This window comes from Mesorhizobium sp. WSM3859 (genome assembly GCF_002295065.1).
In the GTDB taxonomy this organism is placed as follows: Bacteria; Pseudomonadota; Alphaproteobacteria; order Rhizobiales; family Rhizobiaceae; genus Mesorhizobium.
Genome location: NZ_NSGG01000004.1, coordinates 336,436 through 361,207, shown reverse-complemented (window position 1 = coordinate 361,207; position 24,772 = coordinate 336,436). Strand labels below are relative to the sequence as shown.

Sequence of the window (24,772 nt, the reverse complement as noted above, 5' to 3'; positions counted from 1 at the left end):
GTTCAACCTATTATCGGCTGAAGCCACTCGCCGGCAATGCGCCTGTCCTCGGCGGTGATCGAGTGGCCGACCGGCAGTACGTGATGGGTGACGAGCGCCCCGGCACCAACCAACCGCTCAGCGAGTCGCAAGCCATCGCCAGGAGATCTGCGGCTGTCCCTGTCTCCGTCAATGATCAGTACCGGCGTCCTGTTCAAGCGATGCGGGAGATCGTGAGTGAACGGAGAGAGGGGGCGAAACAGCACCGTCGCCGCAAACAGGTCAGGACGGGTCAACAGCAGGGCTGCTGCCATGATCGCACCGTTGGAAAAGCCGATGGCTATGGGTCGTCTGTCAAAGCTGTAGCGGCCGCAGGCCACGTCGATAAATTCCGCCAAACCAGGCGCCCTGTCGGCAATATCCGCCTCATTCACCCGGCGATCTGGAAAACGATGGAAGAAGGCATATCCCCTGTCCGTGGCAACCGTGCCGCGGATGCCGAGCTTCGCCGCCTCCGGTGCCAGTTCACTAGCCAAGGGCATGAGATCGAATTCGTTGCCGCTAGACCCATGCAGCAGAACGAGCGGCGCTCTGATTGAGTCGGTGCCAGGAAGGAAGCAGTGAGCGTGTGTCGGGTCAGGCATAGCGGCAATACTGCCGTCTAAAACAGGCGCCCGCCATCCGGCACCTTGCGCTCGATGGCGCCGAGCACCACCGCGCCCTCTTCATCCGGAAAGCCGAGCGTCAGCACTTCCGACATGAACCGGCCGATCTGGCGCGGCGCGAAATTGACCACCGCGAAGACCTGGCGGCCGACAAGGGTTTCCGGCGCATAGTATTTGGTGATCTGCGCCGACGACTTCTTCACTCCGATCGCCGGGCCAAAATCGATCTTCAGCTTGATTGCCGGCTTGCGCGCCTCCGGAAACGGCTCGGCCTCGACAATCGTGCCGGCACGGATGTCGACACGGTCGAAATCGGCAAAGCTGATTTCGGGCTTGCGCTCGCTGCTCGAACTCATCGGTAGTTGTGCTCAGGCGTTTCCGTGGGTCTCGAAGAGCACGCTGGATAGCGCGTCCTTGGCCGATGTACCCGACCAGACGACGAACTGGAAGGCCTGGAAGTAGCATTCGCAGGCCTCTAGTGCCGAGGACAGAAGCACCTCGACCTGCTGGCTCGACGGCTCGACCCCGCCGGCAAGCAGCAGCGACTGCCTGAACATGATCGCGCCTTCCTGCTCCCACAGATCGAAATGCCCGAACAACATCTGTTCGTTGATCAGCGACAACAGCCGCATCACTTCCAGCGCGCGCGTCTCCGGCACCTTGATGTCGAAAGCGCAGGCCAGGTGAAGCGCCTCGAAATCCTCCATCCAGGAAAAGGAGACATGGTAGTCGGTCCAACTGCCGGCCACCGAAATCGAAATCTCGTCGTCGCCGGCGCGCTCGAAGGACCAGTCGTTGTTGTGGGCCACCTGCTCGATGACATCCACCGGGTGGATTTCGCGGGAGAATTCGAGTTCGAGAAGTTCCATGGATGCTTCCTGTGTTCAGGGGAGCGCCACACGCTCCGCGGGGCACACACGACGAACAATCTTGTCTAGAACTCGGACGGCCAGGAACTTCTCAAACGCAAAGACCCCAGACCGGACCCCACCGCCCGGCGCATGACCCTGCTTCGAATCATGCAACAAATTCAGTCTATTGATCGGGAGTCGCGTGAACAGCCCAATTTTTCGCACTGCGTCATCCGCATGTGGAAAGGTGGCTGTCACAAAGATTCATGCAATGCCGGTAAGCGATTCACGGCAAAGCGATTTTTCGGATCGCGCTATGTGGAAAAGTTTAACAATTATTTTTTTGCGCGAGGCTTTGCCGCACCCGCAGGTGCGGCCTGTCCGGTCAGTTCGGCGAGCCGGGCCTCGAGCGCCTCGACGCGCGTCGCCAGCTGGATATTGTCTTCCCGCGCCTTGACCGCCATCTCGCGCACCGCCTCGAATTCTTCGCGCTGCACCACATCCATGGAATTCAGCATGCGCTCGGCCTGCGCCCGGAACGCCGTCTCCACCTCGCGCCGAACGCCCTGCGCGGCACCCGCGGCGTCGGTCATGATCTTTGCGAATTCGTCGAGAATGCGGTTCGGTCCGGTCGCCATGGCAGATCCTCGCTTTATCGTTTTGACGTAGTGGCGCGCGGCGCGGAATGCAAGCGTATTGCGGCCTGCTCACCTTAGTTACGATTTGATCTGACCGCGCCCGCCATTGGCGCTATTGTGCCTGGGAGGATATTTCGAACGGGAGCGTGAGATGTCCATCAATGCGGATTCGGACAAGCGCATTGCCGCGCTAGACTCAGCGCTCGCCAAGGGCATCAGCGACGTCGAAGCAAAGCGGATAATGCCTGCCGAAGAGGTGTTTGACCGCTTAGAAGCCAAATACAGAAAATTGGCCGAAAGCCAGGCGCTTGCACGGGCACATAGCCACGACTAGCTATTCCCGAAATCAGATTTGCCGCGCCGGCGCACTGCCTTGACCCCGCCAAAACCCTGCCGCATGGTCCGCGCGCACTCGTGACCGTCACCGGGGATCCCCGTTTTGAGCGAATATTTCCTTTTGCCGCTGGCCTCCCTGCCCTTCCCCAACATCGATCCGGTCATCGTAAACATCGGGCCGCTGGCGGTGCATTGGTACGGCGTCGGCTACATTGTCGGCATCCTCTTTGCCTGGTGGTACGCCAAGCGGCTCGTCACCAACACCCGCCTCTGGCCGGACGGCCACCTTCCGATGAAGCCCGAGGACCTCGACGACTTCATCGTCTGGGCGGCGATCGGCGTGGTGCTCGGTGGGCGCACCGGCTATGTGCTCTTCTACGACCTGCCGCGCTATATCGCGCATCCGCTCGATATTTTCGCCGTCTGGCAGGGCGGCATGTCGTTCCATGGCGGCCTGCTTGGCGTCATCCTCGCGATGACGCTGTTCTCGCTCAAGCGCCGCATTCCCACCTGGACACTGTTCGACGTGGTGTCTGCGGGCGTGCCTGTCGGGCTCGGCCTTGTGCGTGTCGCCAACTTCATCAATTCTGAGCTTTGGGGCCGGCCCTCGGACGTGCCATGGGCGATCGAATTCCCCAATGGCGGGCCGTTTGCCCGCCACCCAAGCCAGCTCTACGAGGCCTTGCTCGAGGGCCTGGTGCTGTTCCTGGTGCTGCGCTTCCTCACCCATTCGCGGCTCAAGCTGAAGACACCGCGTTTCGTCGGCGGGGCCTTCATCTGCGGCTATGGCCTGTCGCGCATCTTCGTCGAATTCTTCCGCGAGCCGGACCAGCAGCTCGGTTATTTGCTCTATACCAACTGGTTGACCATGGGCATGATCCTGTCCACGCCGATGGTGCTGGCCGGCATTTGGGCCATGGCCACGGCAAAGCCGGTGACACAGCCGCAAGCGGCATGACCCGGCTGAAAGAACGCATCATAGGCCTGATCGGCGCGGCGGGGCCGATCCCGGTCAGCGAATATATGGCGCTCTGCCTGTTCGATCCCGAGGAGGGTTATTACACGACGCGCGAGCCCTTCGGCAGCGCCGGCGACTTCATCACCGCCCCTGAGATCAGCCAGATGTTCGGCGAGCTCGTCGCCGTCTGGCTCTACCAGGCCTGGCAGGGCGCCGGCCGGCCCCGACCTGCCACCTTTGCCGAGATCGGACCAGGGCGCGGCACGCTGATGAAGGACATGCTGCGCACCTGGTCCCAGCTAGACCCGGCTCTGCTGGCCGGCGCCTCCTTTGCCATGATCGAGACCAGCCCGCGCCTGGCTGAGATCCAGAAACAGACGCTCGCCGGTCAGAGCGAGGCGCTTGCCTGGCACCAAACCATCGACACGCTGCCGCCACGGCCGCTCTTCATCGTCGGCAACGAATTGTTCGACGCGGTGCCCATCCGGCAGTTCGTCTATGTCGGCGCGGGCTGGCGCGAGCGCGTTGTCGGCCTCGATGGCGCCGACGAACTGCACTTCTTCGCCGGCGCGGGGTCCGTCGATCCGGCGCTGCTGCCCCCTGGCGCCGCCGATGCGTCGCAAGGCGCCGTCGTCGAAGTGGCGCCTGCCCGTTCGGCGCTGATGGCGCAGATCGCTGAACGCATCGCCGGCCAGGGCGGCGCCGGCCTGTTCATCGACTACGGCCATCTGCAGCCGGGGATCGGCGACACTTTCCAGGCGCTACGCCGTCACCAGCGCGAGGACGTTTTGGCCAATCCGGGTGAAGCCGACCTCACCGCCCATGTCGATTTCACCGCTCTTGCCGACATCGCGCGCGCCCACGGTCTCGACGTGCAATTGTCGACCCAGGGCGAATTCCTGCTCGGCATGGGCCTGCTCGAACGTGCCGGCACACTTGGCGCCGATGCCGATGCCGAAACACGGCAGGCCATCTCGGATGCCGTCGAACGTCTGGCCGGCCCCGACGCCATGGGCGAGCTGTTCAAGGTGATGAAGGTCCTGCCGGCAGCCAAGGTCGCGTGAGATCGGCGAATGACCTAGCCGGCTGGTCCGCTTCGTTCTCCGAACTTCGCCTTGACGAACCCGCCTTGCGCGGACGACAAACCCAAACCATGCTGAATCAGACCAGACCCGATCCAGTTCGTTCGCCGCAGCTCGAAATGGCGCAAGGCATACGCCACGGCTATTTCACCCGCATCGGCGGCGTCTCGGACGGCATCTACCGCGGCCTCAACATCGGCACTGGCTCCAGCGACGACCAGACATTGGTCGCCGAGAACCGGCGGCGCGTCGCCGACTGGATGGGCGTGCCGGCGGACCATCTGCTGACCGCGCACCAGATCCACTCGCCGGATGTCGTTGTCGCCAGGAAACCCTTCGCCGGTCCTCGCCCGAAAGCCGACGCCATCGTCACCGACCGTCCGGGCATCGCCATCGGCGCATCGACCGCCGATTGCGGGCCGGTGTTGTTCGCCGATGCCGAGGCGCGCGTCATCGGCGCCGCCCATGCCGGCTGGAAGGGCGCCCTCACCGGCGTGCTCGAAAACACCGTCTTAGCGATGGAAGGCCTCGGCGCCCGCCGCGACCGCATCGTCGCCGTGCTTGGCCCCTCGATCGGCCCCGACAATTACGAGGTCGGGCCTGAATTCGTCGCACGCTTCGTCGAGGCCGACGCCGGCAATGCCCGCTATTTCAGGCCGTCGAAGATAGCCGGGCACTCGATGTTCGACCTCAACCAATATACGGTCGACCGGCTGCGCAAGGCCGGCGTGACCGCCGAAGGCCTTGGCCGCTGCACCTACGCGGAAGAAGATCTTTTTTATTCCTACCGGCGCACCACCCACCGCAAGGAAGCGGATTACGGGCGTCAGGTTTCGGCAATCGTACTGGAGAATGAGTAATGGCGCTGCATTTCGAACGCTCGGAATTCGACGCGCGGCGCGACCGGCTGCTGATCGAAATGGCCGAAAAGAAGCTCGACGCGGTGCTCTTGTTCGCGCAGGAGAGCATGTACTGGCTGACCGGCTACGACACGTTCGGGTTCTGCTTTTTCCAATGCCTGGTCGTAAAGGCCGACGGCTCGATGGTGCTCCTCACCCGTTCGGCTGATCTCAGGCAGGCGCGCCAAACCTCGACCATCGAAAACATCGTTCTTTGGACCGATCGTCAGGGCGCCAACCCGGCGATCGACCTGCGCAACCTGCTCAACGACCTCGATCTTCTTGGGGCCCGCATCGGCGTCGAATACGACACCCATGGCCTGACCGCCTATAACGGCCGCCGCCTCGACGAGCAGTTGCAGACCTTCGGCCAGATCGCCGATGCCTCCGGCATTGTCGGCCGACTGCGCCTGTTCAAGAGCCCGGCCGAGATCGCCAAGGCGGAAAAGGCCGCCAATCTTTCCGACGATGCGCTGGACGCCGCGCTGCCGCTGATCAAGCAAGGCGGCGACGAAGGGCTCATCCTCGCCGCCATGCAGGGCGAGGTCTTTGCCGGCGGCGGCGACTATCCCGCCAACGAATACATCATCGGCTCAGGTGCCGATGCCCTGCTCTGCCGCTACAAGGCCGGCCGCCGCAAGCTCACCAAGAACGACCAGCTGACGCTCGAATGGGCCGGTGTGTTCCACCACTATCATGCCCCCATGATGCGCACCATTTTGACGGGCAAGGTGTCGAAGCGCCATCAGGAACTGTTCGACGCTTCCCGAGCCGCGCTGCTCGCTGTCGAAAAGGCGATGACGCCGGGCAACACCTTCGGCGACGTCTTCGACGCGCATGCCCGTACGCTCGAGGCGCACAATTTGACCAAACACCGGCTGAACGCCTGTGGCTACTCGGTCGGCGCCCGCTTCACGCCGTCCTGGATGGACATGCCGATGTTCTACCAAGGCAACCCGGAACCGATCGCGCCCAATATGACGCTGTTCGCGCATATGATCATCATGGACTCCGAGACCGAGACAGCGATGACGCTCGGCCGCACCTACCTCACCACGGAATCAGCGCCGAAGCCGCTGTCGCGCCATGATCTCGACTTGATCGTGCAGTGAATCCATAATGGTTGGTTCACGCGGGGGCATTCGCCAGCAGGGAGTTTTCAAGCAAATGAGACGATCGCGGGTGACGACCGTGTCATTGCTTGCGGCGCTGGCGCTCGGCGCCTGCACCAACGCCAAGGACGTGCTGGAACCTTCGGCCATCACTCCGCCGGCGAGCTCGGCCCAGTCCTCGACCGCCCCGCAGGGCACATCGACGACGGCGACTACCCCGACCACGACCGCGCCTGCCCCTTCTCCCGCGCCTTCCACCGCAGCCTCGCCCAGGACCCCGGCCCAGACCGCGGCTCTCGCGAAGACGCGCCTGCAAGTGGCGCCGATCGTTGGCGCATCGGTGGACGCGGCGGCACCGTTGACGGCGGAACTGCAGACCCGCGCCAAACAGCGTGGCCTGACGCTTGTCGGCAGCACCGACCAGACGGCGACGCATGTGCTGAAAGGCTATTTCTCGACGATGTCCGAGGGCAAGGACACCACCGTTATCTATGTCTGGGACATTTACGATCCCTCGGGGAACCGCCTGCATCGCATCAATGGCCAGCAGAAAGCGCCCGCGGTCGGCAGCGGCGAGGGCTGGCCCACAGTGGCGCCCGCGACCATGCAGGCCATCGCCGACCAGACGATCGACCAGTTCGCCGCGTGGCTCGGCAGCGGCGGCGCCGGTTGAACGGACCATGCCGGCCGAACTGTTGCCGGCCAAACTGTTGCCGGCTTGCGATGTTTTCCGTGTTTGTTGCGGTCGCCGGAAGGATTCCCCACAACGAGGCTTGCAATACCGGCGCGGGCCGCTAAAAGCCCGCATAAAAGGCTCATTGAGAGTCTCTTGGGCCTCTCCATCCTTCACCAGGAACGGTGCATGAAGCTTTTCGCGGGCAATTCCAACCGGGTGCTGGCCGAAGCGGTCGCTCGCTATCTCAACGTCCCGCTGGGGAAGGCCAGCGTCAGGCGCTTCGCCGACCAGGAAATCTTCGTCGAGATCCAGGAAAACGTGCGCGGTGAGGATGTCTTCATCCTGCAGTCGACCTCTTATCCGACCAACGACCATCTGATGGAATTGCTCATCATGATGGACGCTTTCATGCGCTCCTCGGCGCGGCGCATCACGGCGGTCATCCCCTATTTCGGCTATGCAAGGCAGGATCGCCGCGCCTCCGGCCGCACGCCGATCTCGGCCAAGCTGGTCGCCAACATGATCACCCGCGCCGGCGCCGACCGCGTGCTGACGCTCGACCTCCATGCCGGCCAGATCCAGGGCTTTTTTGACATCCCGACCGACAATCTGTTCTCGGTGCCGGTGATGGCCCGCGACGTGAAGGCTAAGTACAAGCAGCTCGGCAATGTGGTCGTCGTGTCGCCCGACATCGGCGGCGTGGTGCGGGCGCGCGCGCTGGCCAAGCGTTTCGACGCGCAGTTGGCCATCGTCGACAAGCGCCGCGAGCGCCCCGGTGAATCGGAAGTCATGAACATCATCGGCGCGGTCGCCGGCAAGGACTGCCTGCTGATCGACGACATCGTCGATTCCGGCGGCACGCTGTGCAACGCGGCCGACGCGCTGCTGGCCAACGGCGCCACCAGCGTCACCGCCTACATCACCCATGGCGTGCTGTCGGGCGGCGCTGTCGCCCGCATCGCCGGCTCGAAGCTGCAGGAATTGGTGATCACCGATTCCATCCAGCCGAGTCAGGCCGTGCTCGACGCGCCGAATATCCGCGTCATCTCGATCGCCGACCTGATGGGCGAAGCGATCTCGCGCACGGCGACGGAAGAATCCGTCTCGAGCCTGTTCGACTAATTGTCGGTCCGCGCGGGTGTATAGCGCAGCAGCGTAACGCCTTGCGTAAAGCGCTCCGTGCCGAGTGGCGTCAGCGCCAGCGACAGGCCGGACTGGAAGTAAGGCTTGCCGCCGCCCAGCACGACCGGATGCACATAGAGCCGGTATTCGTCGATCAGCCCCGCCCGCGCCAGATGTCCGGCAAGCTCGGCGCCGGAGACGGAAATTTCGCCATCCGTTTCCGCCTTGAGCGACTTGGCCACAGCTTCGACATCACCTTTCACCAAGCGGGCATTCGGCCCGACTTCTCGGAGCGTGGTCGAAAACACGATCTTCGGCGTTTCACGCCAGGCGCGCGCAAAATCCCGCTCGACGTCTTCAGCGCCAATCTCGCATTCGGGGCTGTCCCAGAAGCGCATGGTCTCATACATCCTGCGCCCACAGAGCACGATCGAAGTCCGCCGCATCTCCTCGTTGAAATGCCGGTGCAATTCTTCTTCGGGAACCGGCAGATCGATGTTTCCGCTCGGCCCGGCAATATAGCCATCCAGCGATGTCAGCATGGCATAGACGATCATCGCCATAGGGGTTCCTCCGATTTCGCGCTCCCGCAAGGGGATCATAGCTGATTGCATTTTGCAATCAGAAGTCCGGATGGTGTCCAAAGAGGCAACGCATCGGCCCGATGCCGCGGCGCGGTTTCAAGCGGCGAGCGGACCGCCTGCGCGGCGCGGGTTTTCACCGGCATCGCGCGCGCCGCGCATATAGCCGCGCGGCGAAGCGCCGAGCATGCGCTTGAACATGGTGGTGAATGCCGGCACGCTGTCATAGCCGAGATCGAGCGCCACCCTGGTGATCGGCTCGCCATCGGCAAGCCTGGGCAGAGCGGCGAACAGGCAGGCCTGCTGGCGCCAGGTCGACAGCGACAGCCCGGTCTGGCGATGGAAGGCGCGGGTGAAGGAGCGTCGGCTCATCCCCGCGGCATCCGCCCATTCGTCGATCGTCGCATGCGGCGACGGGGCTGCCACGAACCGCCGGCAGAGCGCCGCAAGCTTCGGATCGGATGGGAAAGGCAGGCCGAGCGGCCGTTCCGGCAGGTTCGGGATCTCGTGCAGCAGCAGTCCCATGACGAGCGCGGCGCGCCCTTCAAGCTCGCCGCCCTGCGGCAATTTCTCCGATTCAACGATCAGGCTGTGCATCAGCTCGGTGATGCCGACGACGCGCAATCCCTCCGGCAGCCCGGCAATGGCGTTCGGCATCACATAGACCGAGCGCATCGAGACATCGCCCAGCATCTCGACCGAATGCTCGGTGCCGGCCGGTATCCACATCGCGTGATCGGGCGGTACCATCCAGCGGCCGTGCTTCGTCGTCACCAGAACCACACCGACCAGCGCGTGCAGTAGCTGGCTGCGGCTGTGGCGGTGTTGCGGCACGTGATAGCCGTCCGGATATTCGGTCGGCAGCGCCACCGCCGGTCCAACCGCCTCCTCCAGCCACTGCCAGCGGCTTTCATGCAGCCGGCCCAGTTCGGCGGCGTCGCCCCTGAAGATTTCCCGGCCATGCGGCATTGGATGTGGCCCACTTGCGAAACTATTGGACCAAACCACGAAAGAAGTCGCCATTCAAGCCGATTATAAGGCAGCGTCCTATCCCATGAGACTGCCTGCGGTTCTCCGCCAAAAAGACTACGGAGCATTTGCCTTGACTGATACGACCGCCAACTCCGTCGCCGCGCCGGCGACGGCCAGCAGCACCTCGGCGCAAGCGACGGTCTTTGCCGTCATCCTTTCGGTGAGCTTCTGCCACGGCATCAACGACATCATGCAGTCACTGCTGCCGGCGATCTACCCACTCCTCAAAACCAACTACGGTCTCGATTTCTGGCAGATCGGCCTTCTGACCTTCACCTTCCAGGTCACGGCCTCGCTGCTGCAGCCGGTGATCGGCATGATCACCGACAAGCGGCCTATGCCCTATTCCTTGCCTTGGGGCATGGCTTCGTCGCTGGTCGGCCTGATCGTGCTGGCTTACGCCGGTCAGTACGTGCTGCTTCTGGTCGGCGCCTCGCTGATCGGCGTCGGCTCGGCGATCTTCCATCCGGAATCATCGCGCATCGCCCGCTTCGCCTCGGGCGGCCGCTTCGGCCTGGCGCAGTCGCTGTTCCAAGTCGGCGGCAATTTCGGCCAGGCCATGGGCCCGCTGCTTGCCGCCTTCATCGTCGTGCCCTTCGGCCAGGACAGCATATCCTGGTTCGCCATCGGCTCGCTGACCGGCATTTTCGTGCTGTGGCAGGTCGGTGGCTGGTACAGCCGAATGCGCGCCGCGCAGGCCACCCGCAAGCAGGTCGCCCATGTGTCGCCCTTTCCGCGCAAAAAGGTGATGGGCGCGCTCGCCGTGCTGACGCTGCTGGTGCTGACCAAGAACGCCTATATCGCCTCGCTCTCCAGCTACTACACCTTCTACTCCATCCATAAGTTCGGCGTCTCGGTGCAGACGAGCCAGGTCATGCTTTTCCTGTTCCTCGGCGCATCGGCGCTGGGCATCTTGCTTGGCGGCCCGTTCGGCGACCGTTACGGACAGAAGGCGATGATCTGGTTCTCGATCGTCGGCGTGCTGCCTTTCACGCTGGCGCTGCCCTACGCTAATCTGGAATGGACGATGGTGCTCACCGTGATGATCGGCCTGATCCTGTCGTCGGCCTTCTCCAACATCGTGGTGTTCGCGCAGGAGCTGGTGCCGGGCCGCGTCGGCACGATCGCCGGCATCTTCTTCGGCTTCGCCTTCGGCATGGGCGGTATCGCCGCCGCCGTGCTCGGCGTCATCGCCGACATCAAGGGCATCGATTTTGTCTTCCAGGTCTGCTCGTACTTGCCCTTCCTCGGCCTGCTGACGGTGTTCCTGCCCAATATGAAGGAAGCAAGGAAAGCCTGACTGCCGGCTACGGCAAGAAAGTGGAAGAACCGTAAGCAAACACCCGCCTCATGGCGGGTGTTTTGCTTGCCGTTGTGGGCGTGGATCAGCCCTTCCTCCGCAAGCCAAGACGCCGTGAAAGCGCACGGAGAAAGCCTTCGCCTCCATCGGCCGAGCGCAGCGCGGGCAAATTCGCCGACGCGTCGCGCCCCCGCCTCGGCAAGGCCGCGAGCTGCCGCGGAAGGTCTTGCAGCGTCGCCGTCCAAACCAGCCCGTGCAATTGCGCGGCATCCGCTGATCCCGGATCGCGACGTTCACTCCGCAGCGCCTCCACAAGCAATCGTCGGAAATCTGCCGCGTTGTCGGCCAGCCGGACACTCGGCCAACGCCTGAAATGCTCGTAGCCGCGAAACGCGAAGGGCGTCGCCACGATCTGCTTGCGATTGTACAGCGCTTCGGCGGTCTTGATGTTGGTGCCGCCGCCTTCGAGGATCGGCAGGATCACGACATCGGCAAGCGCGATTAGCGCGCTGAGCGTTCCGGCGTCCTGCACGCCGAGCAACTCTATGCGGGCATTGTTGACGCCGGCGTCCCGCTGGAACCTTGGATCGCGCTCGATCTGGCCGGCAACGCCGCCGACCACCACGATACGTTCGGCAGGTGACAGGAAGCCGAGATCCGGCGCCGTCATCTCGAGAAATCCGTTGGCATTGGGAGGGTGGCCCGACGCCACGAAAAGGGCCGTGCGCAAGCCGGCAAATCGCTGCGCCCAACGGTCGAGGCCGACCGGAGCCGCCATCGGCCAGATGCCATTGGCCGCCACCGCTACGCTTGGATTGAGTTTGCGAAAATAGGCAGCATCCTCCTCGCTGACAGCCACGACCAGATCCGCCTTCGCCGCGAGATCTGACTCGATTTCCGAGGCGCGTTGAGCGCTCCAGAGGTCCGTTTGCGCGCCCGGTATCGTGGCTTCTTGCGCCAGCAATTCCTGTTCGACGTTTTGCGAGCTGTAAACGACGGAAAAGCGTGTCTTGGACGAGCACGTCTCGACATACTCACGCAAGGCCGGCCAAAGCCAACACTGCTCCAAGGCGATGACATCCGGCCTGAACTCATCGAGAAATCCTGCGATTTCGCGGCGATGCGATCTGCTGCCCTTTATGAATTCGGCAGTGGCGACATCGGAACGCCATCCGCGCCTGGCCATCTTCCTGCGAAACCGGCGCGGCATCTCGATGAAAAGATCGCCGGCCTCCATTTCCTGCCTGGCGCCGCCATTGGGCGTGACGACGATGTGACATGTTTCCCAACCTAGCTCGCGTAGCACTCTGTGGATGGCATTGGCCCTGAGCTGGCCGCCATGGACGGGGCGCCAGATCGGAAACGTTCCAAGCGAAACATACCTCATCGGATCGGCGCGATGCCGCAACTGCTGGCATGAAGTGTCGACATCGCATTCATTTTCTCGGTCCCCATTCAAGTGGGAGGCTACCATTCGACGCCGAGTCTGGACATGATGTTGGTGGATGGATGCCAGGTACCCCTAAGACGGATCCTTGCGATTTCAAAGGTGGCAACATTGGGCGCCAACACCCCGCGGATAAGCGGCCGAGAGTGGGTGCAAAATTCACGCGTCTCCTGGATGGAGTCGGCCGGGGAGGCAGACCCTGGACCGGGCACGCTTGCGTGCCCATCCTCTTGCAGCACCCGCCCGAGGGCGGGTGCTTTCACAGTTTCGGCAGGCAAGCTCAGGCCTTGAAGAAGGCCAGCAAATCCGCGTTGATGACATCCGCATGGGTCGTCGCCATGCCGTGCGGGAAGCCCTTGTAGACCTTGAGCTCGCCCTTCTTTAGCAGCTTGATCGAAAGCAGAGCGGAGTCCGCGATCGGGACGATCTGATCGTCGTCGCCATGCATGACCAGCACCGGCACGTCGATCTTCTTCAGGTCCTCGGTGAAGTCGGTTTCCGAGAAGGCCTTGATGCAATCGTAATGCGCCTTGGTGCCGCCCATCATGCCCTGGCGCCACCAATTGTCGACAACGCCTTGCGAGACCACCGCGCCCGGACGGTTGAAGCCGTAGAACGGCCCGGCCGGCACATCGCGGAAGAACTGGGCGCGGTTGGCTGCCTGGGCGGAACGGAAGCCATCGAACACCTCGATCGGCAGGCCGCCTGGATTGGCGTCGCTCTTCAGCATGATCGGCGGCACCGCGCCAATCAGCACGGCCTTGGCGACACGACCACCGCCGCCATATTGGGCGACGTAGCGCGCCACCTCGCCGCCGCCGGTCGAATGGCCGACATGGATCGCGTTCTTAAGATCGAGATGCGCCACGAGCGCCGCTACATCGGCGGCATAGGTGTCCATCTCATTGCCGGTGTCAGTCTGGGTCGAACGGCCGTGACCGCGGCGGTCATGCGCGATCACGCGGTAGCCCTTCGACAGGAAGAACAGCATCTGGGCATCCCAGTCGTCGCTGCTCAGCGGCCAGCCATGGTGGAAGACGATCGGCTGACCGGTCCCCCAGTCCTTGTAGAAGATCTGCGTTCCGTCCTTCGTGGTGATCGTGCCGCTGCCGATCTTGGTCTGCGAAGCTTCAGTCATCTCCATCTCCTTTGTAATTTTCGCAATAAATAATATCACGATAACGATATGCGTACCGCCATCGAGCTGGCTTGTCTATAGAAATATGTTCCACGATAACATTTTCCGTGGTACATAATCGGTGCTCAGTCGGCAAAAGGATCGTGCCGTGCCTCTTCCGTTGGACAATCAGCTCTGTTTCACGCTTTACGCGACCAGCATGACAATCAATCGTACCTACAAACCGATGCTGGACGAAATGGGCATCACCTATCCGCAATATCTCGTGCTCAACGCGCTGGGCGAGGCGGACGGCATGTCGGTGGGCAGCATCGCGCATCGGCTCACCCTGGAATCGAGCACCGTCACGCCGCTCGTGAAGCGGATGGAACAGGCCGGGCTGGTCACCCGCCAGCGCAGCCGAACCGACGAGCGTCAGGTGCAGGTCGACCTGACCGCGGCCGGGCGCGCGCTGTTGGTCCGGTGCAATTGCCTGAACGAGACCCTGGTCGAGCGCTCGGGCATGACGTTGGCCGAGCTCGATGCCCTAAACCGGCAAATCCAGAAATTGCGCGATGCGCTGAACGGCGGCCAGGCGGTCGACGCCGCCTAGGGCAATTCCGGTAAAAACGTAGCCTTCTCCGTCCGGAATTGCACAAAGCCATGCGGGTTACGCCTCTGCCTTAACCGGCGGCAGCGGCGGCGCCTCGAGCCCGTGGAACGGGTTGCGCCAGGCGTCGATCGCCTCCAGCCGGCCGTACCAGCGGCGTATCGCCGGATAGTCGTCGAGCGGCAATCTGGCGGCGTCGTTGAAGGGCAGGAACGTCGCCATGCGGAAATCGGCATAGGAGATGGAAGCGCCGACCAGCCACTCCCGTCCGGAAAGCTCAGGCTCGAGGACCGCCGCGGCGCTATGGAATTGCCTCAACCCCTCCTCCACCAGCGCCTGATCGATGGGACCGATCCCATAGCGCTGCTTGGTCCCGCGCTCGAAATGCACCATGTCGCAGGCGAAGGCGAACCGTTCCTTGCCCCAGCTTAGCCAGCGGATCATGTCCGGCTCGTCGTTCCCGCTACGCCAGAAATCGGAGCGAACGTCGCGGGACAGCCGGCAGGCGATGGCGTCGGCCTCCCAAAGGCTCCAGCCCGGACCGACCAGGATCGGCAAGGTCAGATTGGGGTTGAGCGCCCGGTAGTGTTCGGCCTGCCCCGGCGCCGTGGGCGATGCGTATTCGAACGCGATCTCTGCCTTGAGATAGCGCGCCGTGGCGACAGCGAGGCGAGGATTTGGATTGCGGCTGAACAGAAGTTTCATAGTGGTCCCATCGGGTCTGGTTACACCCCGCAGGACGACTGAGGACCACCCGATCCTACATTTGTCGCAAATGGGATTTCCGGTTTATGCTTGTCAGCGCTGGAAAACACCCCTGCAAGCCTTCCAGTCCAACCGCTTGCGCCGTCGTCCGCCTTCCGCTATAGAGCCGCCACCCGCGTAGACACCCTTGGAGGCAACGCGGAGGAAGGCCGGCCAGGCCTCGCATGATTCCCAGACGCATTTGGATCGCCAAACGCATCGGACAGATCGTGCAAGGCCGCGACGGCTTTCGACGTTTACGGTTGGCCTCGTGCTTGCCGCAAGCGCTCCATAACACGCGAAAGGAAATGCCATGAGCCACGATTCTTATGAGCTCAAGGCCGAAGCGCGCGAACAGGTCGGTAAGGGGTCCGCCCGTGCAGTTCGTCGCAACGGCAAAGTGCCTGCAGTTATTTACGGCGACAAGCAGCCTCCCCTGGCAATTGCGCTGAACTACAAGGAACTCTTCTACAAGATCCACGGCGGCGGGTTCCTGACCACGATCGCCACGATCGATGTCGACGGCAAGAAGATCCAGGTCCTGCCGAAGGATTTCCAGCTCGACCCGGTCAAGGATTTCCCTGTCCATGTCGACTTCCTGCGCATCGGCAAGGACACCGAGGTCAACGTCGACGTGCCTGTCCACTTCATCAATGAGGACAAGTCGCCCGGCATCAAGCGCGGCGGCGTGCTCAACATCGTTCGTCACGAAGTCGAGTTCCACTGCCCGGCCAACGCGATCCCGGAATTCATCACCGTCGATCTCACCGGCACCGACATCGGCGACTCGATCCACATCTCGGCGGTCAAGCTGCCGACCGGCGTCAAGCCGGTCATCTCCGATCGCGACTTCACCATCGCGACCGTTGCCGGCTCGTCGGCGATGAAGCCGGAGGCAGAAGCCACCACCGAGGTGGCTGCGGCCGAACCTGCGGCCCCCGCGGCCGAAGAGAAATAATCACTTCTGCACCCGGAGGCGGCGATGCTTGTCTTTGCAGGCCTCGGCAATCCGGGCGCGAAATACGAAAACAACCGGCACAATGTCGGCTTCATGGCGGCGGACGCGATTGCCCGCCGCCATTCCTTTTCGCCCTGGTCGCGGAAATTCCAGGGCCTGATTTCAGAAGGCACGCTCGGCGGCGAGAAGATCCTGCTGATCAAGCCGCAGACCTTCATGAACCTGTCCGGACAGTCGGTCGGCGAAGCGCTGCGCTTCTACAAGCTCGAGCCGTCCGCGCTCACTGTCTTCTACGACGAGATCGATCTCGCCGCCGGCAAGCTCCGGGTCAAGGTAGGCGGCGGTTCCGGCGGTCATAACGGCATCCGCTCGCTCGACCAGCATGTCGGCAACGCCTATCGCCGGGTGCGCATCGGCGTCGGCCATCCCGGCGTCAAGGAGATGGTGCACGGCCATGTGCTTGGCGATTTCGCCAAGGCGGACCGCGAATGGCTGGATGTCCTGCTGGACGCGATCGCCGACGACGCCGCGCTGCTCGCCAAAGGCGACGACAACTCGTTCATGAACCGCGTCACGCTCGCCTTGCGTGAAAAACTCGTGCCGACCGGCGATGACGACCGCCCGCCGCCCAAACCGCCGAAGCAGCAAAGCCACGTCCGCCAGGCGCGCCCGCAGCAGCCGGCGGCAAAAATTCCCGAGAGCGGCCCGATGGCCGCCATGCTGAAGAAGCTGTTCGGCAAGGAGTGAGCGTCGAAGGAACGATGCTCGGGGCTTGACGATCGTCCGCCGTTTCGCCCATAGCCCTCACCAAAATCGAATTCCGACAGGACTGGACGAACATGGGTTTCAAATGTGGCATCGTTGGCTTGCCCAACGTCGGCAAGTCGACGCTGTTCAACGCGTTGACCAGGACGGCGGCCGCGCAGGCCGCCAACTATCCCTTCTGCACCATCGAGCCAAACACCGGCGAGGTGGCGGTGCCGGATCCGCGCCTGCAGAAGATCGCGGCGATCGGCAAGTCGAAGGAGATCATCCCGACCCGCATCTCCTTTGTCGATATCGCCGGCCTGGTGCGCGGCGCCTCCAAGGGCGAAGGGCTGGGCAACCAGTTCCTCGCCAACATCCGCGAGGTCGACGCCATCGTGCACGTGCTGCGCTGCTTCGAGGATGACGACATCACCCATGTCGAAGGCCGCATCGATCCGGTCGCCGACGCCGAGACGGTCGAGACCGAGCTGATGCTTGCCGACCTCGAAAGCCTCGAGCGCCGCATCGCCCAGATCCGCAAGCGCGCCGCAGGCAAGGACAAGGAAGCCATGGCTGTCCTGCCGATGATGGAGGCGTCGCTCGAATTGCTGCAGGCCGGCAAGCCGACGCGCTTCCTGCTCAACGGCATCGCGCCGGAGGATCTGCGCATCCTGCAGGGGCTGAACCTGCTCACCTCGCATCCCGTTCTCTATGTCTGCAACGTCGCCGAGGCGGACGCCGCCACCGGCAACGAACACACCAGGGCGGTGGAGAAGATGGCGGCCGCGCAGGGCGCCGGCACGGTGGTGATTTCGGCGGCGATCGAGGCGGAAGTCGCCCAGCTTTCCGACGAGGAGGAAATGGAGTTCCTTGCCTCGATCGGCCTCGACGAGCCGGGCCTCAACAAGGTGATCCGCGCCGGCTACGAGCTGTTGCACCTCATCACCTATTTCACCGTCGGGCCGAAGGAAACGCGCGCCTGGACCATCCACAAGGGCGATAAGGCCCCGCAAGCCGCCGGCGTCATCCACACCGACTTCGAGCGCGGCTTCATCCGCGCCCAGACCATCTCCTACAACGACTTCGTCACGCTGGGCGGTGAAGTGGCCGCCAAGGAAGCCGGCAAGGCGCGCGACGAAGGCAAGGAATATGTCGTCCAGGACGGCGACATCATGCTGTTCAAGTTCAACACCTGATCTCCAGGGAGACCCGGCGATGATAAAAACCTTCGTCGTGGACAATGACCGCCTGCGCCTCACCGAGGATCTTGCGGCCGATGGCGACAGGGTCGTCTGGGCCGACCTCTTCAACCCGACCAAGGAGGAAGAGGCGCGCATCGAGAGCTGGTTGGGCATAGCAATCCCGACCCGCGAGGAGATGGAGGAGATCGAGATTTCGAGCCGCCTCTACATCGAGGACGGCGGCTACTTCATGACCGCCGTGCTGCCGGCGCAGACCGAGGCCGACGATCCCCTCATGTCGCCGGTGACCTTCGCGCTTGCCGGCAACCGGCTGATCACCATCCGCTACCACGAACCGAAGGCCTTCAAGACCTTCCCGCTGCGCGCCGAGAAGGTGGCGACCGGCTGCACCAGCGGCGACACCATCCTGATCGGCTTGCTGGAAGCGATCGTCGACCGCCTGGCCGACATCCTCGAGCGGGCTGGCCGCGACGTCGAAGCGATCTCGCGCGATATCTTCGAGGCGCGCTCGACCAAGGCCTCCAAACGCAACCGCGATTTCCAGGAATTGCTGAAAGGCATCGGCCGCAAGGAGGACCTCGCTTCTTCCGTTCGCGACAGCCTGATCTCGTTGCAGCGCCTCGCCGGCTTCCTCGCCCACGTCGCGGGCCAGACCAAGATGAGCAAGGATGTGCGCGCCCGTATCAAGACCCTGTCGCGCGACGTGCTCTCCCTCGCCGACCATGCCACCTTCCTGTCGCAGAAGATCTCCTTCCTGCTCGACGCCACGCTCGGCATGATCTCGATCGAACAGAACGCCATCATCAAGATCTTCTCGGTCGCCGCCGTCATCTTCCTGCCGCCGACGCTGGTCGCCTCGATCTACGGCATGAATTTCGACATCATCCCCGAGCTCAAATGGGAGTTCGGCTACCCCTTCGCCATCGGCCTGATGGTGGTCTCGGCCATCCTGCCCTTCTGGTATTTCCGCCGCCGCGGCTGGCTTTGACAGCGTCGGCCGGCGACCATTGGCTTACCAGAAATCACTTGACCAAATTGCCTTGGACCTTCATCCGGGAATGCCCGATTTGGGGATCACGCATTCGTCAACCGGATTGCCAGCATGACCGGAAAGACTTGGGCCTATGAGGATTTCGCGGAGGGCGCCTCGCTCGATCTCGGCAGCAAGGACGTGAGTGCGGCCGAGATAATCGAATTCGCCTCGGAGTTCGACCCGCAGCCGATGCATCTCGACGAGGAAGCCGGCAAGGCGAGCATCCTCGGCGGGCTTTCGGCTTCGGGCTGGCACACCTGCGCGATGTTCATGCGCATGCTGTGCGACGCATTCCTGCTCGATTCCACCTCTCAAGGGTCGCCCGGTATCGAGCATGTGAAATGGAAAAAGCCGGTTCTGGCCGGCGACCGGCTGACCGGCAAGGTGACCATACTTTCCAAGCGCCAGTCCAAATCGAGGCCTCAGCTCGGCTTGATCACCATGCGCAGCGAGCTCTTCAACCAGCGCGGCGAGAGCGTCTTCGAGCTGGAGAACACAGGTATGTTCCTCGCGCGTGATGCCGCACAAGGCCGATCATGACGCTCGACGAATACTTCCTGATCGGCGAAACCGTCACGCTGGGCTCGCACAAATTCGAAGCCGACGAGATCAAGGCGTTTGCCAGAAAATACGATCCGCAGGTCTTCCATGTCGACGAAGAGGGGGCGAAGAAGAGCGTGCTCGGCGGGCTTTGCGCTTCCGGCTGGCACACCGCCGCCACCTGGATGAAATACAACCTCGAAAAGCGCATGGAGACCGAGGGCGTGCGCTGGACCGGCCCCGGCCCGCAACCCGAATTCGGCCCCTCGCCCGGCTTCCGTAACCTCAAATGGCTGAAGCCGGTCTATGCCGGCGAGACGGTGACCTTCACGCGCACCGCGCAGGCGCACCGGCCGCTTACCGGACGTCCCGGCTGGAACCTGCTCACGCTGCGCTCCGAAGGGTTCGATTCGACTGGCGACAAGGTCATAGAATTCGACAGCGCCGTGCTGGTGAAGATTGAATAGTGAATGGTGAATAGTGGGTAGTGGGTGGTGGGTGGTGGGTAGCGAAACCGCATAGATTCGCACTCGAACACCTACCTTCACTATTCACTATTCACTATTCACTATTCACTATTCACTATTCACTATTCACTATTGCCCCTCGAACCCGACCAGCGTCCTGACCGGCACGCCGAGCGCTTCCAGCTTCTTGCGGCCGCCGAGGTCCGGCAGGTCGATGACGAAGCAGGCGGCGACGATGTCGGCGCCGATCTGCCTGAGCAGCCTGACCGCTGCTTCCGCGGTGCCGCCGGTGGCGATCAGGTCGTCGACCACGATCACCTTCTCGCCGGGGGAGACGCCGTCCTTATGCATCTCCATCTCGTCCAAGCCGTATTCGAGGCTGTATGCCACCCGCACCGTTTCGTAGGGCAGCTTGCCCTTCTTGCGGATCGGCACGAAGCCGGCCGAAAGCTGGTGCGCCACGGCACCGCCGAGGATGAAGCCGCGCGCCTCGATGCCGGCGATCTTGTCGATCTTCAGCCCGGCATAGGGATGCACCAACTCATCGATGGCGCGGCGGAAGGCGCGGGCATCGCCAAGCAGCGTGGTGATGTCGCGAAACAATATGCCGGGCTTGGGGTAATCCGGAATGGTGCGGATGGCCGCAAGCAGCGTGTCTTCGAGGGAGGATTTCATCGAGGCTTTCCGCGTGTCCGGCTGTCGGTCGCGTCGGCCATTGCTGCCCGACGCGACCGACAAGGGCTACCGCGATGTGGCGCCAGAGACAAGCACATCCGGCAAAGCATCGATGCCGACTGACCTCGGCCATAACGAAAAGGGCGCCCGCGAAGGCGCCCTTTGAAAAGCAGGCGCTTACGTTGCAACTACATGCCGAGGTCCGAACGCAGCTCGGAGCGCGCCACTTCGAACTCGGCCTTGAAATCGGGGCGGCTGAGCAGGACCGCGGCAATCACGCTGCCCGAAATTTTGCCCATCTCGATGTCGGACGGATAGTGGATGCCGCCGACCACGCGGTTATGGGCATATTCGGCGGCGCGGGCCATGATCTCGGCGCGCTTTTCCGGAACCATGTCGGACAGGATGATGCCCATCATCGTGCCGACCGTCGCATGGCCCGACGGCCAGGAACCGGATTTCGACAGCTTGACGACCGGCTTGACCAGCTCGCTGAGCTGATGCGGCCGCGGACGCTTCCAGACATCCTTGGCCGGGTCGACGACCGCGCCTTCGGTTGCCACCACGCGATCGAAGAAGGCGCTGAACTTCGGCAGCGTCTCCTTGTTGAATTTCGGTCCCATGACGTCGGCGAAGCGCCAGACATTCTCCTCAGCATCGGCAATCGCGCGCTTTTCCATTTCCGGCGTGCGCGTCACCTGCAGGGTCAGCACCTCGCCGAGCTCGGCCTTGGTCTCTGCCGAATCGTTGGCGGGCGGCGGCGGCAGGATCATCGTCAGGTCGATGTCCTTGTTGGTGACGAAAGGCTGAGCCTCGTCGGCATGGGCGGTGTATCCAGTGATGAGCAGCAGGAAACCGGCCGCGAGCGATGCGTATCTTTTCATGGGTGCGATCCTTTGATGAGGGCAAGGCAGGATCGCCGCGCGCGATGACGGCCATGTGACATGGCCGGATCAACGCGATCCCGAAATGCAAAAAGGGCGCCTGCGCGGCGCCCTTTGAAGCTTCGCGATTTGGCCGCGGTTCAGTGCGCGACGTCGGCCCACACCCTGCGCTTGGTCATGTAGACCAGCGCGCCGAAGAGCAGCAGGAAAACCATGACGCGGAAGCCCGTCTTCTTGCGGTCCTCGAGATGCGGCTCGGCGGCAAACATCAGGAAAGCCGATACGTCACGGGCATACTGGTCGACGGTCTGCGGCGCGCCGTCATCATAGGTCACCTGGCCGTCCGAAAGCGGCTTCGGCATCTTCAAGGACACGCCGGACAGGAAGTACGGGTTGTAGTGCGTGCCTTCCGGGATCACCATGCCGGCCGGCGGCGTCTGGTCGTAGCCGGTGAGCAGCGAGTGGATGTAATCCGGGCCGCCCTGGGCGTACTGGGTGAAGATATCGAAGATGAAGCGCGGGAAGCCGCGCTCGACGCCGCGCGCCTTGGCGAGCAGCGACATGTCCGGCGGGGCTGCGCCGCCATTGGCGGAAGCCGCTGCCTGCTCGTTCGGGAACGGCGCCGGGAAATGATCCGACGGCTTGCCGGGACGGTCGAACATGTCGCCGGCGTCGTTAGGTCCGTCATGGATGGTGTAGCCGGCGGCCAGCGTCTTGATCTGCGCTTCCGAATAGCCGAGCCCTTCCAGCGTGCGGAAGGCCACCAGGTTCATCGAGTGGCAGGCCGAGCAGACTTCCTTGTAGACCTTGAGGCCGCGCTGCAGCTGCGCCTTGTCATAGGTGCCGAACGGACCGGCGAAGCTCCAGCTCATTTCCTTCGGTTCATTGATCGGGAAATGCGTCGGCGCGGCCGGGTTGTGTTCCTCTTCGGCGGCGATGGCAGCGGTACCCGCGACCACCAGGCCGAGCAGCGCCAGCGAGGTGAGAATCTTTTTCATACCCAAAATCCCCTCAGATTCTCAGCCCTTGGTTTCCGGCGCGGCGGTGGCGCCTGCCGGATGTCCGCTGCCGCCCTTGTTCTTTTCCAGCACCGCCTCGGTGATCGAGTTCGGCAGCCTGCGAGGCGTCTCGATCAGGCCGAGCACCGGCATGATGACCAGGAAGAAGGCGAAGTAGAACAGCGTCGCCGCTTGAGCGTAGCCAACGTAGTTGCCCGTGAACTCACCGATCAGGAGGGTCAACAGACCGCCGCCTTCGGCCGGCTGCGAGCCCAGCCATCCGAGCAGGACGGCGTCGGCCACGAACAGCCAGAAGAACAGCTTGTACCACGGACGGTAGACCGCCGAGCGCACCTTGGAGGTGTCGAGCCACGGCACCAGGAACAGCATGGCGATGGCGCCGAACATGCACAGCACGCCGCCGAGCTTGGAGTTGATCGGGCCGATGTTGAAGGTGATGGCACGCAGGATCGCGTAGAACGGCAGGAAGTACCATTCCGGAACGATATGGGCCGGCGTCTTCAGCGGGTTGGCGACCGTGTAGTTGTCGGGGTGGCCGAGATAGTTCGGCAGATAGAAGACGAAATAGGCGAAGAAGAACAGGAACACGATCATGCCGAACGCGTCCTTGATGGTCGCATAGGGCGTGAAGGCGACGGTGTCGGTCTTCGACTTGACCTCGATGCCTGTCGGGTTCGATTGGCCCACGACATGCAGCGCCCAGATGTGCAGCACCACGACGCCGGCGATCATGAACGGCAAAAGGTAATGCAGCGCGAAGAAGCGGTTCAGCGTCGGATCGTCGACTGCGAAGCCGCCGAGCAGCAGCTGCTGGATCCAGTTGCCGACCAGCGGGATGGCGCTGAAGAAGCCGGTGATGACCGTGGCGCCCCAGAAGCTCATCTGCCCCCAGGGCAGCACATAGCCCATGAAGCCGGTGGCCATCATCAGGAGGTAGATGATGCAGCCGAGGATCCACAAGAGCTCGCGCGGCGCCTTGTAGGAGCCGTAGAACAGGCCGCGGAAGATGTGGATGTAGACGGCGACGAAGAAGAACGAGGCGCCATTGGAATGGAGATAGCGCAACAGCCATCCCGAATTCACGTCGCGCATGATCTTCTCGACCGAATCGAAGGCGAGATTGGTGTCGGACGTGTAGTGCATGGCCAGCACGATTCCGGTCAGGATCTGCGAGGCCAGCATGATCGACAGGATGCCGCCGAACGTCCACATGTAGTTGAGGTTGCGCGGCACCGGATAGGCGACGAAGCTGTCATAGATCAGCCGCGGCAGCGGCATGCGCGCGTCGAACCAGCGCTCGATACCGGTCTTGGGCGTATAGGTCGAGTGTCCCTCGCTCATCGAAATGTCCCCTGCCTCAACCGATAAGGATCTTGGTATCGGAAATGAACTTGAATACCGGGATCGCCATGTTCTCCGGCGCCGGACCTTTGCGGATGCGGCCGGCGGTGTCGTATTGCGAACCATGGCACGGGCAGAACCAGCCGCCGAAATCGCCTTCCTGGCCGAGCGGGATGCAGCCGAGATGGGTGCAGACCTGCACCATCACCATCCAGGCTTCCTTGCCGGGCGTGGTCCGGTTGGCGTCGGTCGCCGGCGCGTCGGAAGGCAGGTTGGCGTTGCGCGCGATCGGGTCCTTGAGATCGGCGAGATTGACGGCTTCGCCGTCCTTCATTTCCTTTTCGGTGCGGTTGCGCACCACCACCGGCTTGCCGCGCCACTTGACGATCAGCGAAGAACCGGGCTGCAGGGAGGAGACATCGACCTCGACCGAAGCGAGAGCCAGCGTCGAGGCGTCCGGGCGCATCTGGTCGATGAACGGCCACGCGACGGCTCCGGCGCCGACAACGGCGGCCATGCCGGTGGCTACGTAGAGAAAATCGCGACGGTTGGGATCGTGGATGTCGGTTGCGCTCACGGGTGCCTGATCCTTTCGCCTCTTCCTAACCGGAGGCCGAGCCTTGTCCCCGCTCAATCGCACCTGCCCGACAGCGCATGGCGAACAGGCTAGCGAATTCCTCCGGCATTTGGATTTTCGGTTTATGCGTGCGGCCCGTTTTTGTCCAGCGGGGTGAAGGCACAAGGGCAGATTGTCGCG

At 63.0% G+C, this 24,772-nt stretch carries 29 protein-coding genes; 15 read left to right on the top strand and 14 right to left on the bottom strand.

The window, feature by feature from the left end:
• Positions 1-2 precede the first annotated feature (2 nt).
• The 4 genes from CK230_RS11695 to CK230_RS11680 all read right to left on the bottom strand — a co-directional run bounded on the left by CK230_RS11695 (position 3) and on the right by CK230_RS11680 (position 2,133).
• Positions 3-515 carry a hypothetical protein gene (locus CK230_RS11695; protein ID WP_176480076.1) on the bottom strand — a complete coding sequence of 171 codons (513 nt, stop codon included), beginning with the start codon at positions 513-515 and terminating at the stop codon, positions 3-5.
• 125 nt (positions 516-640) lie between these two features.
• Positions 641-1,000 (bottom strand): tRNA-binding protein, encoded by a 360-nt coding sequence (locus CK230_RS11690; RefSeq protein WP_095817302.1) that lies wholly within the window; start codon positions 998-1,000, stop codon positions 641-643.
• Positions 1,001-1,012: 12 nt separating this feature from the next.
• Positions 1,013-1,513, bottom strand: a complete 501-nt coding sequence (locus tag CK230_RS11685) for a YbjN domain-containing protein (RefSeq protein ID WP_040989643.1) — start codon at positions 1,511-1,513, stop codon at positions 1,013-1,015.
• Between the two features lie 317 nt (positions 1,514-1,830).
• A complete protein-coding gene (locus tag CK230_RS11680; protein ID WP_040990372.1) occupies positions 1,831-2,133 on the bottom strand; it encodes an accessory factor UbiK family protein in 303 nt (100 codons plus the stop codon).
• A 151-nt stretch (positions 2,134-2,284) separates the two neighbouring features.
• Between CK230_RS11680 and CK230_RS11675 the strand changes: the two genes are divergently transcribed.
• The 7 genes from CK230_RS11675 (at position 2,285) to CK230_RS11645 (ending at position 8,318) form a co-directional block, all read left to right on the top strand.
• Complete coding sequence (locus tag CK230_RS11675; RefSeq protein WP_095817301.1) at positions 2,285-2,467, top strand: hypothetical protein; 183 nt, start codon at positions 2,285-2,287, stop codon at positions 2,465-2,467.
• A gap of 105 nt (positions 2,468-2,572) precedes the next feature.
• A complete protein-coding gene (gene lgt, locus CK230_RS11670; RefSeq protein WP_095817300.1) occupies positions 2,573-3,427 on the top strand; it encodes a prolipoprotein diacylglyceryl transferase in 855 nt (284 codons plus the stop codon).
• Positions 3,424-4,491 (top strand): class I SAM-dependent methyltransferase, encoded by a 1,068-nt coding sequence (locus CK230_RS11665; protein ID WP_095817505.1) that lies wholly within the window; start codon positions 3,424-3,426, stop codon positions 4,489-4,491. Before lgt ends, CK230_RS11665 begins: the two co-directional genes overlap by 4 nt.
• Before the next feature lie 89 nt (positions 4,492-4,580).
• Positions 4,581-5,369 (top strand): peptidoglycan editing factor PgeF, encoded by a 789-nt coding sequence (gene pgeF, locus CK230_RS11660; RefSeq protein WP_095817299.1) that lies wholly within the window; start codon positions 4,581-4,583, stop codon positions 5,367-5,369.
• Positions 5,369-6,520 carry a Xaa-Pro peptidase family protein gene (locus CK230_RS11655; RefSeq protein ID WP_095817298.1) on the top strand — a complete coding sequence of 384 codons (1,152 nt, stop codon included), beginning with the start codon at positions 5,369-5,371 and terminating at the stop codon, positions 6,518-6,520. The genes pgeF and CK230_RS11655 overlap by 1 nt, the downstream gene beginning before the upstream one ends.
• Before the next feature lie 55 nt (positions 6,521-6,575).
• The gene (locus tag CK230_RS11650) at positions 6,576-7,193 is read left to right on the top strand and encodes a hypothetical protein (protein ID WP_095817297.1); all 618 of its coding nucleotides are present in this window, start codon (positions 6,576-6,578) and stop codon (positions 7,191-7,193) included.
• 189 nt (positions 7,194-7,382) lie between these two features.
• Positions 7,383-8,318, top strand: coding sequence for a ribose-phosphate pyrophosphokinase (locus CK230_RS11645; RefSeq protein WP_095817296.1), 936 nt, complete (start codon positions 7,383-7,385; stop codon positions 8,316-8,318).
• Here CK230_RS11645 and CK230_RS11640 read toward each other — a convergent pair.
• Both CK230_RS11640 and CK230_RS11635 read right to left on the bottom strand, forming a co-directional pair.
• Complete coding sequence (locus CK230_RS11640) at positions 8,315-8,881, bottom strand: dihydrofolate reductase family protein (protein ID WP_095817295.1); 567 nt, start codon at positions 8,879-8,881, stop codon at positions 8,315-8,317. The two genes, CK230_RS11645 and CK230_RS11640, sit on opposite strands and share 4 nt — an antisense overlap.
• A 117-nt stretch (positions 8,882-8,998) precedes the next feature.
• Positions 8,999-9,868: a helix-turn-helix transcriptional regulator gene (locus CK230_RS11635; protein WP_095817294.1), complete on the bottom strand. Its 870-nt coding sequence runs from the start codon at positions 9,866-9,868 to the stop codon at positions 8,999-9,001.
• A gap of 133 nt (positions 9,869-10,001) precedes the next feature.
• Here CK230_RS11635 and CK230_RS11630 point away from each other — a divergent pair, with 133 nt between their 5' ends.
• Positions 10,002-11,231: an MFS transporter gene (locus tag CK230_RS11630; RefSeq protein ID WP_176480075.1), complete on the top strand. Its 1,230-nt coding sequence runs from the start codon at positions 10,002-10,004 to the stop codon at positions 11,229-11,231.
• Positions 11,232-11,316: 85 nt separating this feature from the next.
• Here the strand turns inward: CK230_RS11630 and CK230_RS11625 are convergent, their stop codons facing one another.
• Together CK230_RS11625 and CK230_RS11620 are read right to left on the bottom strand one after the other, a co-directional pair.
• Positions 11,317-12,618, bottom strand: a complete 1,302-nt coding sequence (locus CK230_RS11625; RefSeq protein WP_176480074.1) for a glycosyltransferase — start codon at positions 12,616-12,618, stop codon at positions 11,317-11,319.
• Positions 12,619-12,958: 340 nt separating this feature from the next.
• Positions 12,959-13,816: an alpha/beta hydrolase gene (locus CK230_RS11620; protein ID WP_095817503.1), complete on the bottom strand. Its 858-nt coding sequence runs from the start codon at positions 13,814-13,816 to the stop codon at positions 12,959-12,961.
• 148 nt (positions 13,817-13,964) lie between these two features.
• Here CK230_RS11620 and CK230_RS11615 point away from each other — a divergent pair, with 148 nt between their 5' ends.
• Positions 13,965-14,408 carry a MarR family transcriptional regulator gene (locus tag CK230_RS11615; protein WP_095817502.1) on the top strand — a complete coding sequence of 148 codons (444 nt, stop codon included), beginning with the start codon at positions 13,965-13,967 and terminating at the stop codon, positions 14,406-14,408.
• Between the two features lie 57 nt (positions 14,409-14,465).
• On the opposite strand, the gene CK230_RS11610 is transcribed toward CK230_RS11615, so the two are convergent.
• On the bottom strand, positions 14,466-15,110 hold the full coding sequence (locus CK230_RS11610; protein WP_095817292.1) for a glutathione S-transferase family protein: 645 nt from the start codon (positions 15,108-15,110) through the stop codon (positions 14,466-14,468).
• Between the two features lie 352 nt (positions 15,111-15,462).
• Here CK230_RS11610 and CK230_RS11605 point away from each other — a divergent pair, with 352 nt between their 5' ends.
• From CK230_RS11605 to CK230_RS11580, 6 genes are all read left to right on the top strand, one after another.
• Positions 15,463-16,107 carry a 50S ribosomal protein L25/general stress protein Ctc gene (locus CK230_RS11605; RefSeq protein WP_095817291.1) on the top strand — a complete coding sequence of 215 codons (645 nt, stop codon included), beginning with the start codon at positions 15,463-15,465 and terminating at the stop codon, positions 16,105-16,107.
• 24 nt (positions 16,108-16,131) lie between these two features.
• Positions 16,132-16,854 (top strand): aminoacyl-tRNA hydrolase, encoded by a 723-nt coding sequence (pth, locus tag CK230_RS11600; protein ID WP_095817290.1) that lies wholly within the window; start codon positions 16,132-16,134, stop codon positions 16,852-16,854.
• Between the two features lie 92 nt (positions 16,855-16,946).
• Positions 16,947-18,050 carry a redox-regulated ATPase YchF gene (gene ychF / locus CK230_RS11595; protein WP_095817289.1) on the top strand — a complete coding sequence of 368 codons (1,104 nt, stop codon included), beginning with the start codon at positions 16,947-16,949 and terminating at the stop codon, positions 18,048-18,050.
• A 19-nt stretch (positions 18,051-18,069) separates the two neighbouring features.
• Positions 18,070-19,044 carry a magnesium/cobalt transporter CorA gene (gene corA, locus CK230_RS11590; RefSeq protein WP_095817288.1) on the top strand — a complete coding sequence of 325 codons (975 nt, stop codon included), beginning with the start codon at positions 18,070-18,072 and terminating at the stop codon, positions 19,042-19,044.
• A gap of 114 nt (positions 19,045-19,158) precedes the next feature.
• Positions 19,159-19,629: a MaoC family dehydratase gene (locus CK230_RS11585; RefSeq protein WP_095817287.1), complete on the top strand. Its 471-nt coding sequence runs from the start codon at positions 19,159-19,161 to the stop codon at positions 19,627-19,629.
• On the top strand, positions 19,626-20,096 hold the full coding sequence (locus CK230_RS11580) for a MaoC family dehydratase (protein ID WP_095817286.1): 471 nt from the start codon (positions 19,626-19,628) through the stop codon (positions 20,094-20,096). The genes CK230_RS11585 and CK230_RS11580 overlap by 4 nt, the downstream gene beginning before the upstream one ends.
• Before the next feature lie 129 nt (positions 20,097-20,225).
• On the opposite strand, the gene CK230_RS11575 is transcribed toward CK230_RS11580, so the two are convergent.
• From CK230_RS11575 to petA, 5 genes are all read right to left on the bottom strand, one after another.
• Entirely contained in the window at positions 20,226-20,771 is a 546-nt protein-coding gene (locus tag CK230_RS11575) for an adenine phosphoribosyltransferase (protein ID WP_095817501.1), read from the bottom strand.
• A gap of 188 nt (positions 20,772-20,959) precedes the next feature.
• The gene (locus CK230_RS11570; protein WP_095817285.1) at positions 20,960-21,655 is read right to left on the bottom strand and encodes a phosphatase PAP2 family protein; all 696 of its coding nucleotides are present in this window, start codon (positions 21,653-21,655) and stop codon (positions 20,960-20,962) included.
• Positions 21,656-21,795: 140 nt separating this feature from the next.
• Positions 21,796-22,653, bottom strand: a complete 858-nt coding sequence (locus CK230_RS11565; protein WP_095817284.1) for a cytochrome c1 — start codon at positions 22,651-22,653, stop codon at positions 21,796-21,798.
• 21 nt (positions 22,654-22,674) lie between these two features.
• Positions 22,675-24,015 carry a cytochrome b N-terminal domain-containing protein gene (locus CK230_RS11560; protein ID WP_095817283.1) on the bottom strand — a complete coding sequence of 447 codons (1,341 nt, stop codon included), beginning with the start codon at positions 24,013-24,015 and terminating at the stop codon, positions 22,675-22,677.
• A gap of 16 nt (positions 24,016-24,031) precedes the next feature.
• Complete coding sequence (gene petA, locus CK230_RS11555) at positions 24,032-24,592, bottom strand: ubiquinol-cytochrome c reductase iron-sulfur subunit (protein ID WP_042647595.1); 561 nt, start codon at positions 24,590-24,592, stop codon at positions 24,032-24,034.
• Positions 24,593-24,772 lie beyond the last annotated feature (180 nt).

Coding starts and splice junctions, on each gene's coding strand:
- CK230_RS11565 (WP_095817284.1), bottom strand. CDS start 22,653: ATGAAAAAGATTCTCACCTCGCTGGCGCTGCTCGGCCTGGTGGTCGCG.
- CK230_RS11655 (WP_095817298.1), top strand. CDS start 5,369: ATGGCGCTGCATTTCGAACGCTCGGAATTCGACGCGCGGCGCGACCGG.
- CK230_RS11560 (WP_095817283.1), bottom strand. CDS start 24,015: ATGAGCGAGGGACACTCGACCTATACGCCCAAGACCGGTATCGAGCGC.
- CK230_RS11665 (WP_095817505.1), top strand. CDS start 3,424: ATGACCCGGCTGAAAGAACGCATCATAGGCCTGATCGGCGCGGCGGGG.
- CK230_RS11675 (WP_095817301.1), top strand. CDS start 2,285: ATGTCCATCAATGCGGATTCGGACAAGCGCATTGCCGCGCTAGACTCA.
- CK230_RS11650 (WP_095817297.1), top strand. CDS start 6,576: ATGAGACGATCGCGGGTGACGACCGTGTCATTGCTTGCGGCGCTGGCG.
- CK230_RS11605 (WP_095817291.1), top strand. CDS start 15,463: ATGAGCCACGATTCTTATGAGCTCAAGGCCGAAGCGCGCGAACAGGTC.
- CK230_RS11685 (WP_040989643.1), bottom strand. CDS start 1,513: ATGGAACTTCTCGAACTCGAATTCTCCCGCGAAATCCACCCGGTGGAT.
- CK230_RS11585 (WP_095817287.1), top strand. CDS start 19,159: ATGACCGGAAAGACTTGGGCCTATGAGGATTTCGCGGAGGGCGCCTCG.
- CK230_RS11640 (WP_095817295.1), bottom strand. CDS start 8,881: ATGGCGATGATCGTCTATGCCATGCTGACATCGCTGGATGGCTATATT.
- CK230_RS11690 (WP_095817302.1), bottom strand. CDS start 1,000: ATGAGTTCGAGCAGCGAGCGCAAGCCCGAAATCAGCTTTGCCGATTTC.
- CK230_RS11625 (WP_176480074.1), bottom strand. CDS start 12,618: ATGAGGTATGTTTCGCTTGGAACGTTTCCGATCTGGCGCCCCGTCCAT.
- CK230_RS11645 (WP_095817296.1), top strand. CDS start 7,383: ATGAAGCTTTTCGCGGGCAATTCCAACCGGGTGCTGGCCGAAGCGGTC.
- CK230_RS11610 (WP_095817292.1), bottom strand. CDS start 15,110: ATGAAACTTCTGTTCAGCCGCAATCCAAATCCTCGCCTCGCTGTCGCC.
- CK230_RS11635 (WP_095817294.1), bottom strand. CDS start 9,868: ATGCCGCATGGCCGGGAAATCTTCAGGGGCGACGCCGCCGAACTGGGC.
- CK230_RS11680 (WP_040990372.1), bottom strand. CDS start 2,133: ATGGCGACCGGACCGAACCGCATTCTCGACGAATTCGCAAAGATCATG.
- ychF (WP_095817289.1), top strand. CDS start 16,947: ATGGGTTTCAAATGTGGCATCGTTGGCTTGCCCAACGTCGGCAAGTCG.
- CK230_RS11570 (WP_095817285.1), bottom strand. CDS start 21,655: ATGAAAAGATACGCATCGCTCGCGGCCGGTTTCCTGCTGCTCATCACT.
- CK230_RS11620 (WP_095817503.1), bottom strand. CDS start 13,816: ATGACTGAAGCTTCGCAGACCAAGATCGGCAGCGGCACGATCACCACG.
- CK230_RS11575 (WP_095817501.1), bottom strand. CDS start 20,771: ATGAAATCCTCCCTCGAAGACACGCTGCTTGCGGCCATCCGCACCATT.
- corA (WP_095817288.1), top strand. CDS start 18,070: ATGATAAAAACCTTCGTCGTGGACAATGACCGCCTGCGCCTCACCGAG.
- pth (WP_095817290.1), top strand. CDS start 16,132: ATGCTTGTCTTTGCAGGCCTCGGCAATCCGGGCGCGAAATACGAAAAC.
- CK230_RS11580 (WP_095817286.1), top strand. CDS start 19,626: ATGACGCTCGACGAATACTTCCTGATCGGCGAAACCGTCACGCTGGGC.
- pgeF (WP_095817299.1), top strand. CDS start 4,581: ATGCTGAATCAGACCAGACCCGATCCAGTTCGTTCGCCGCAGCTCGAA.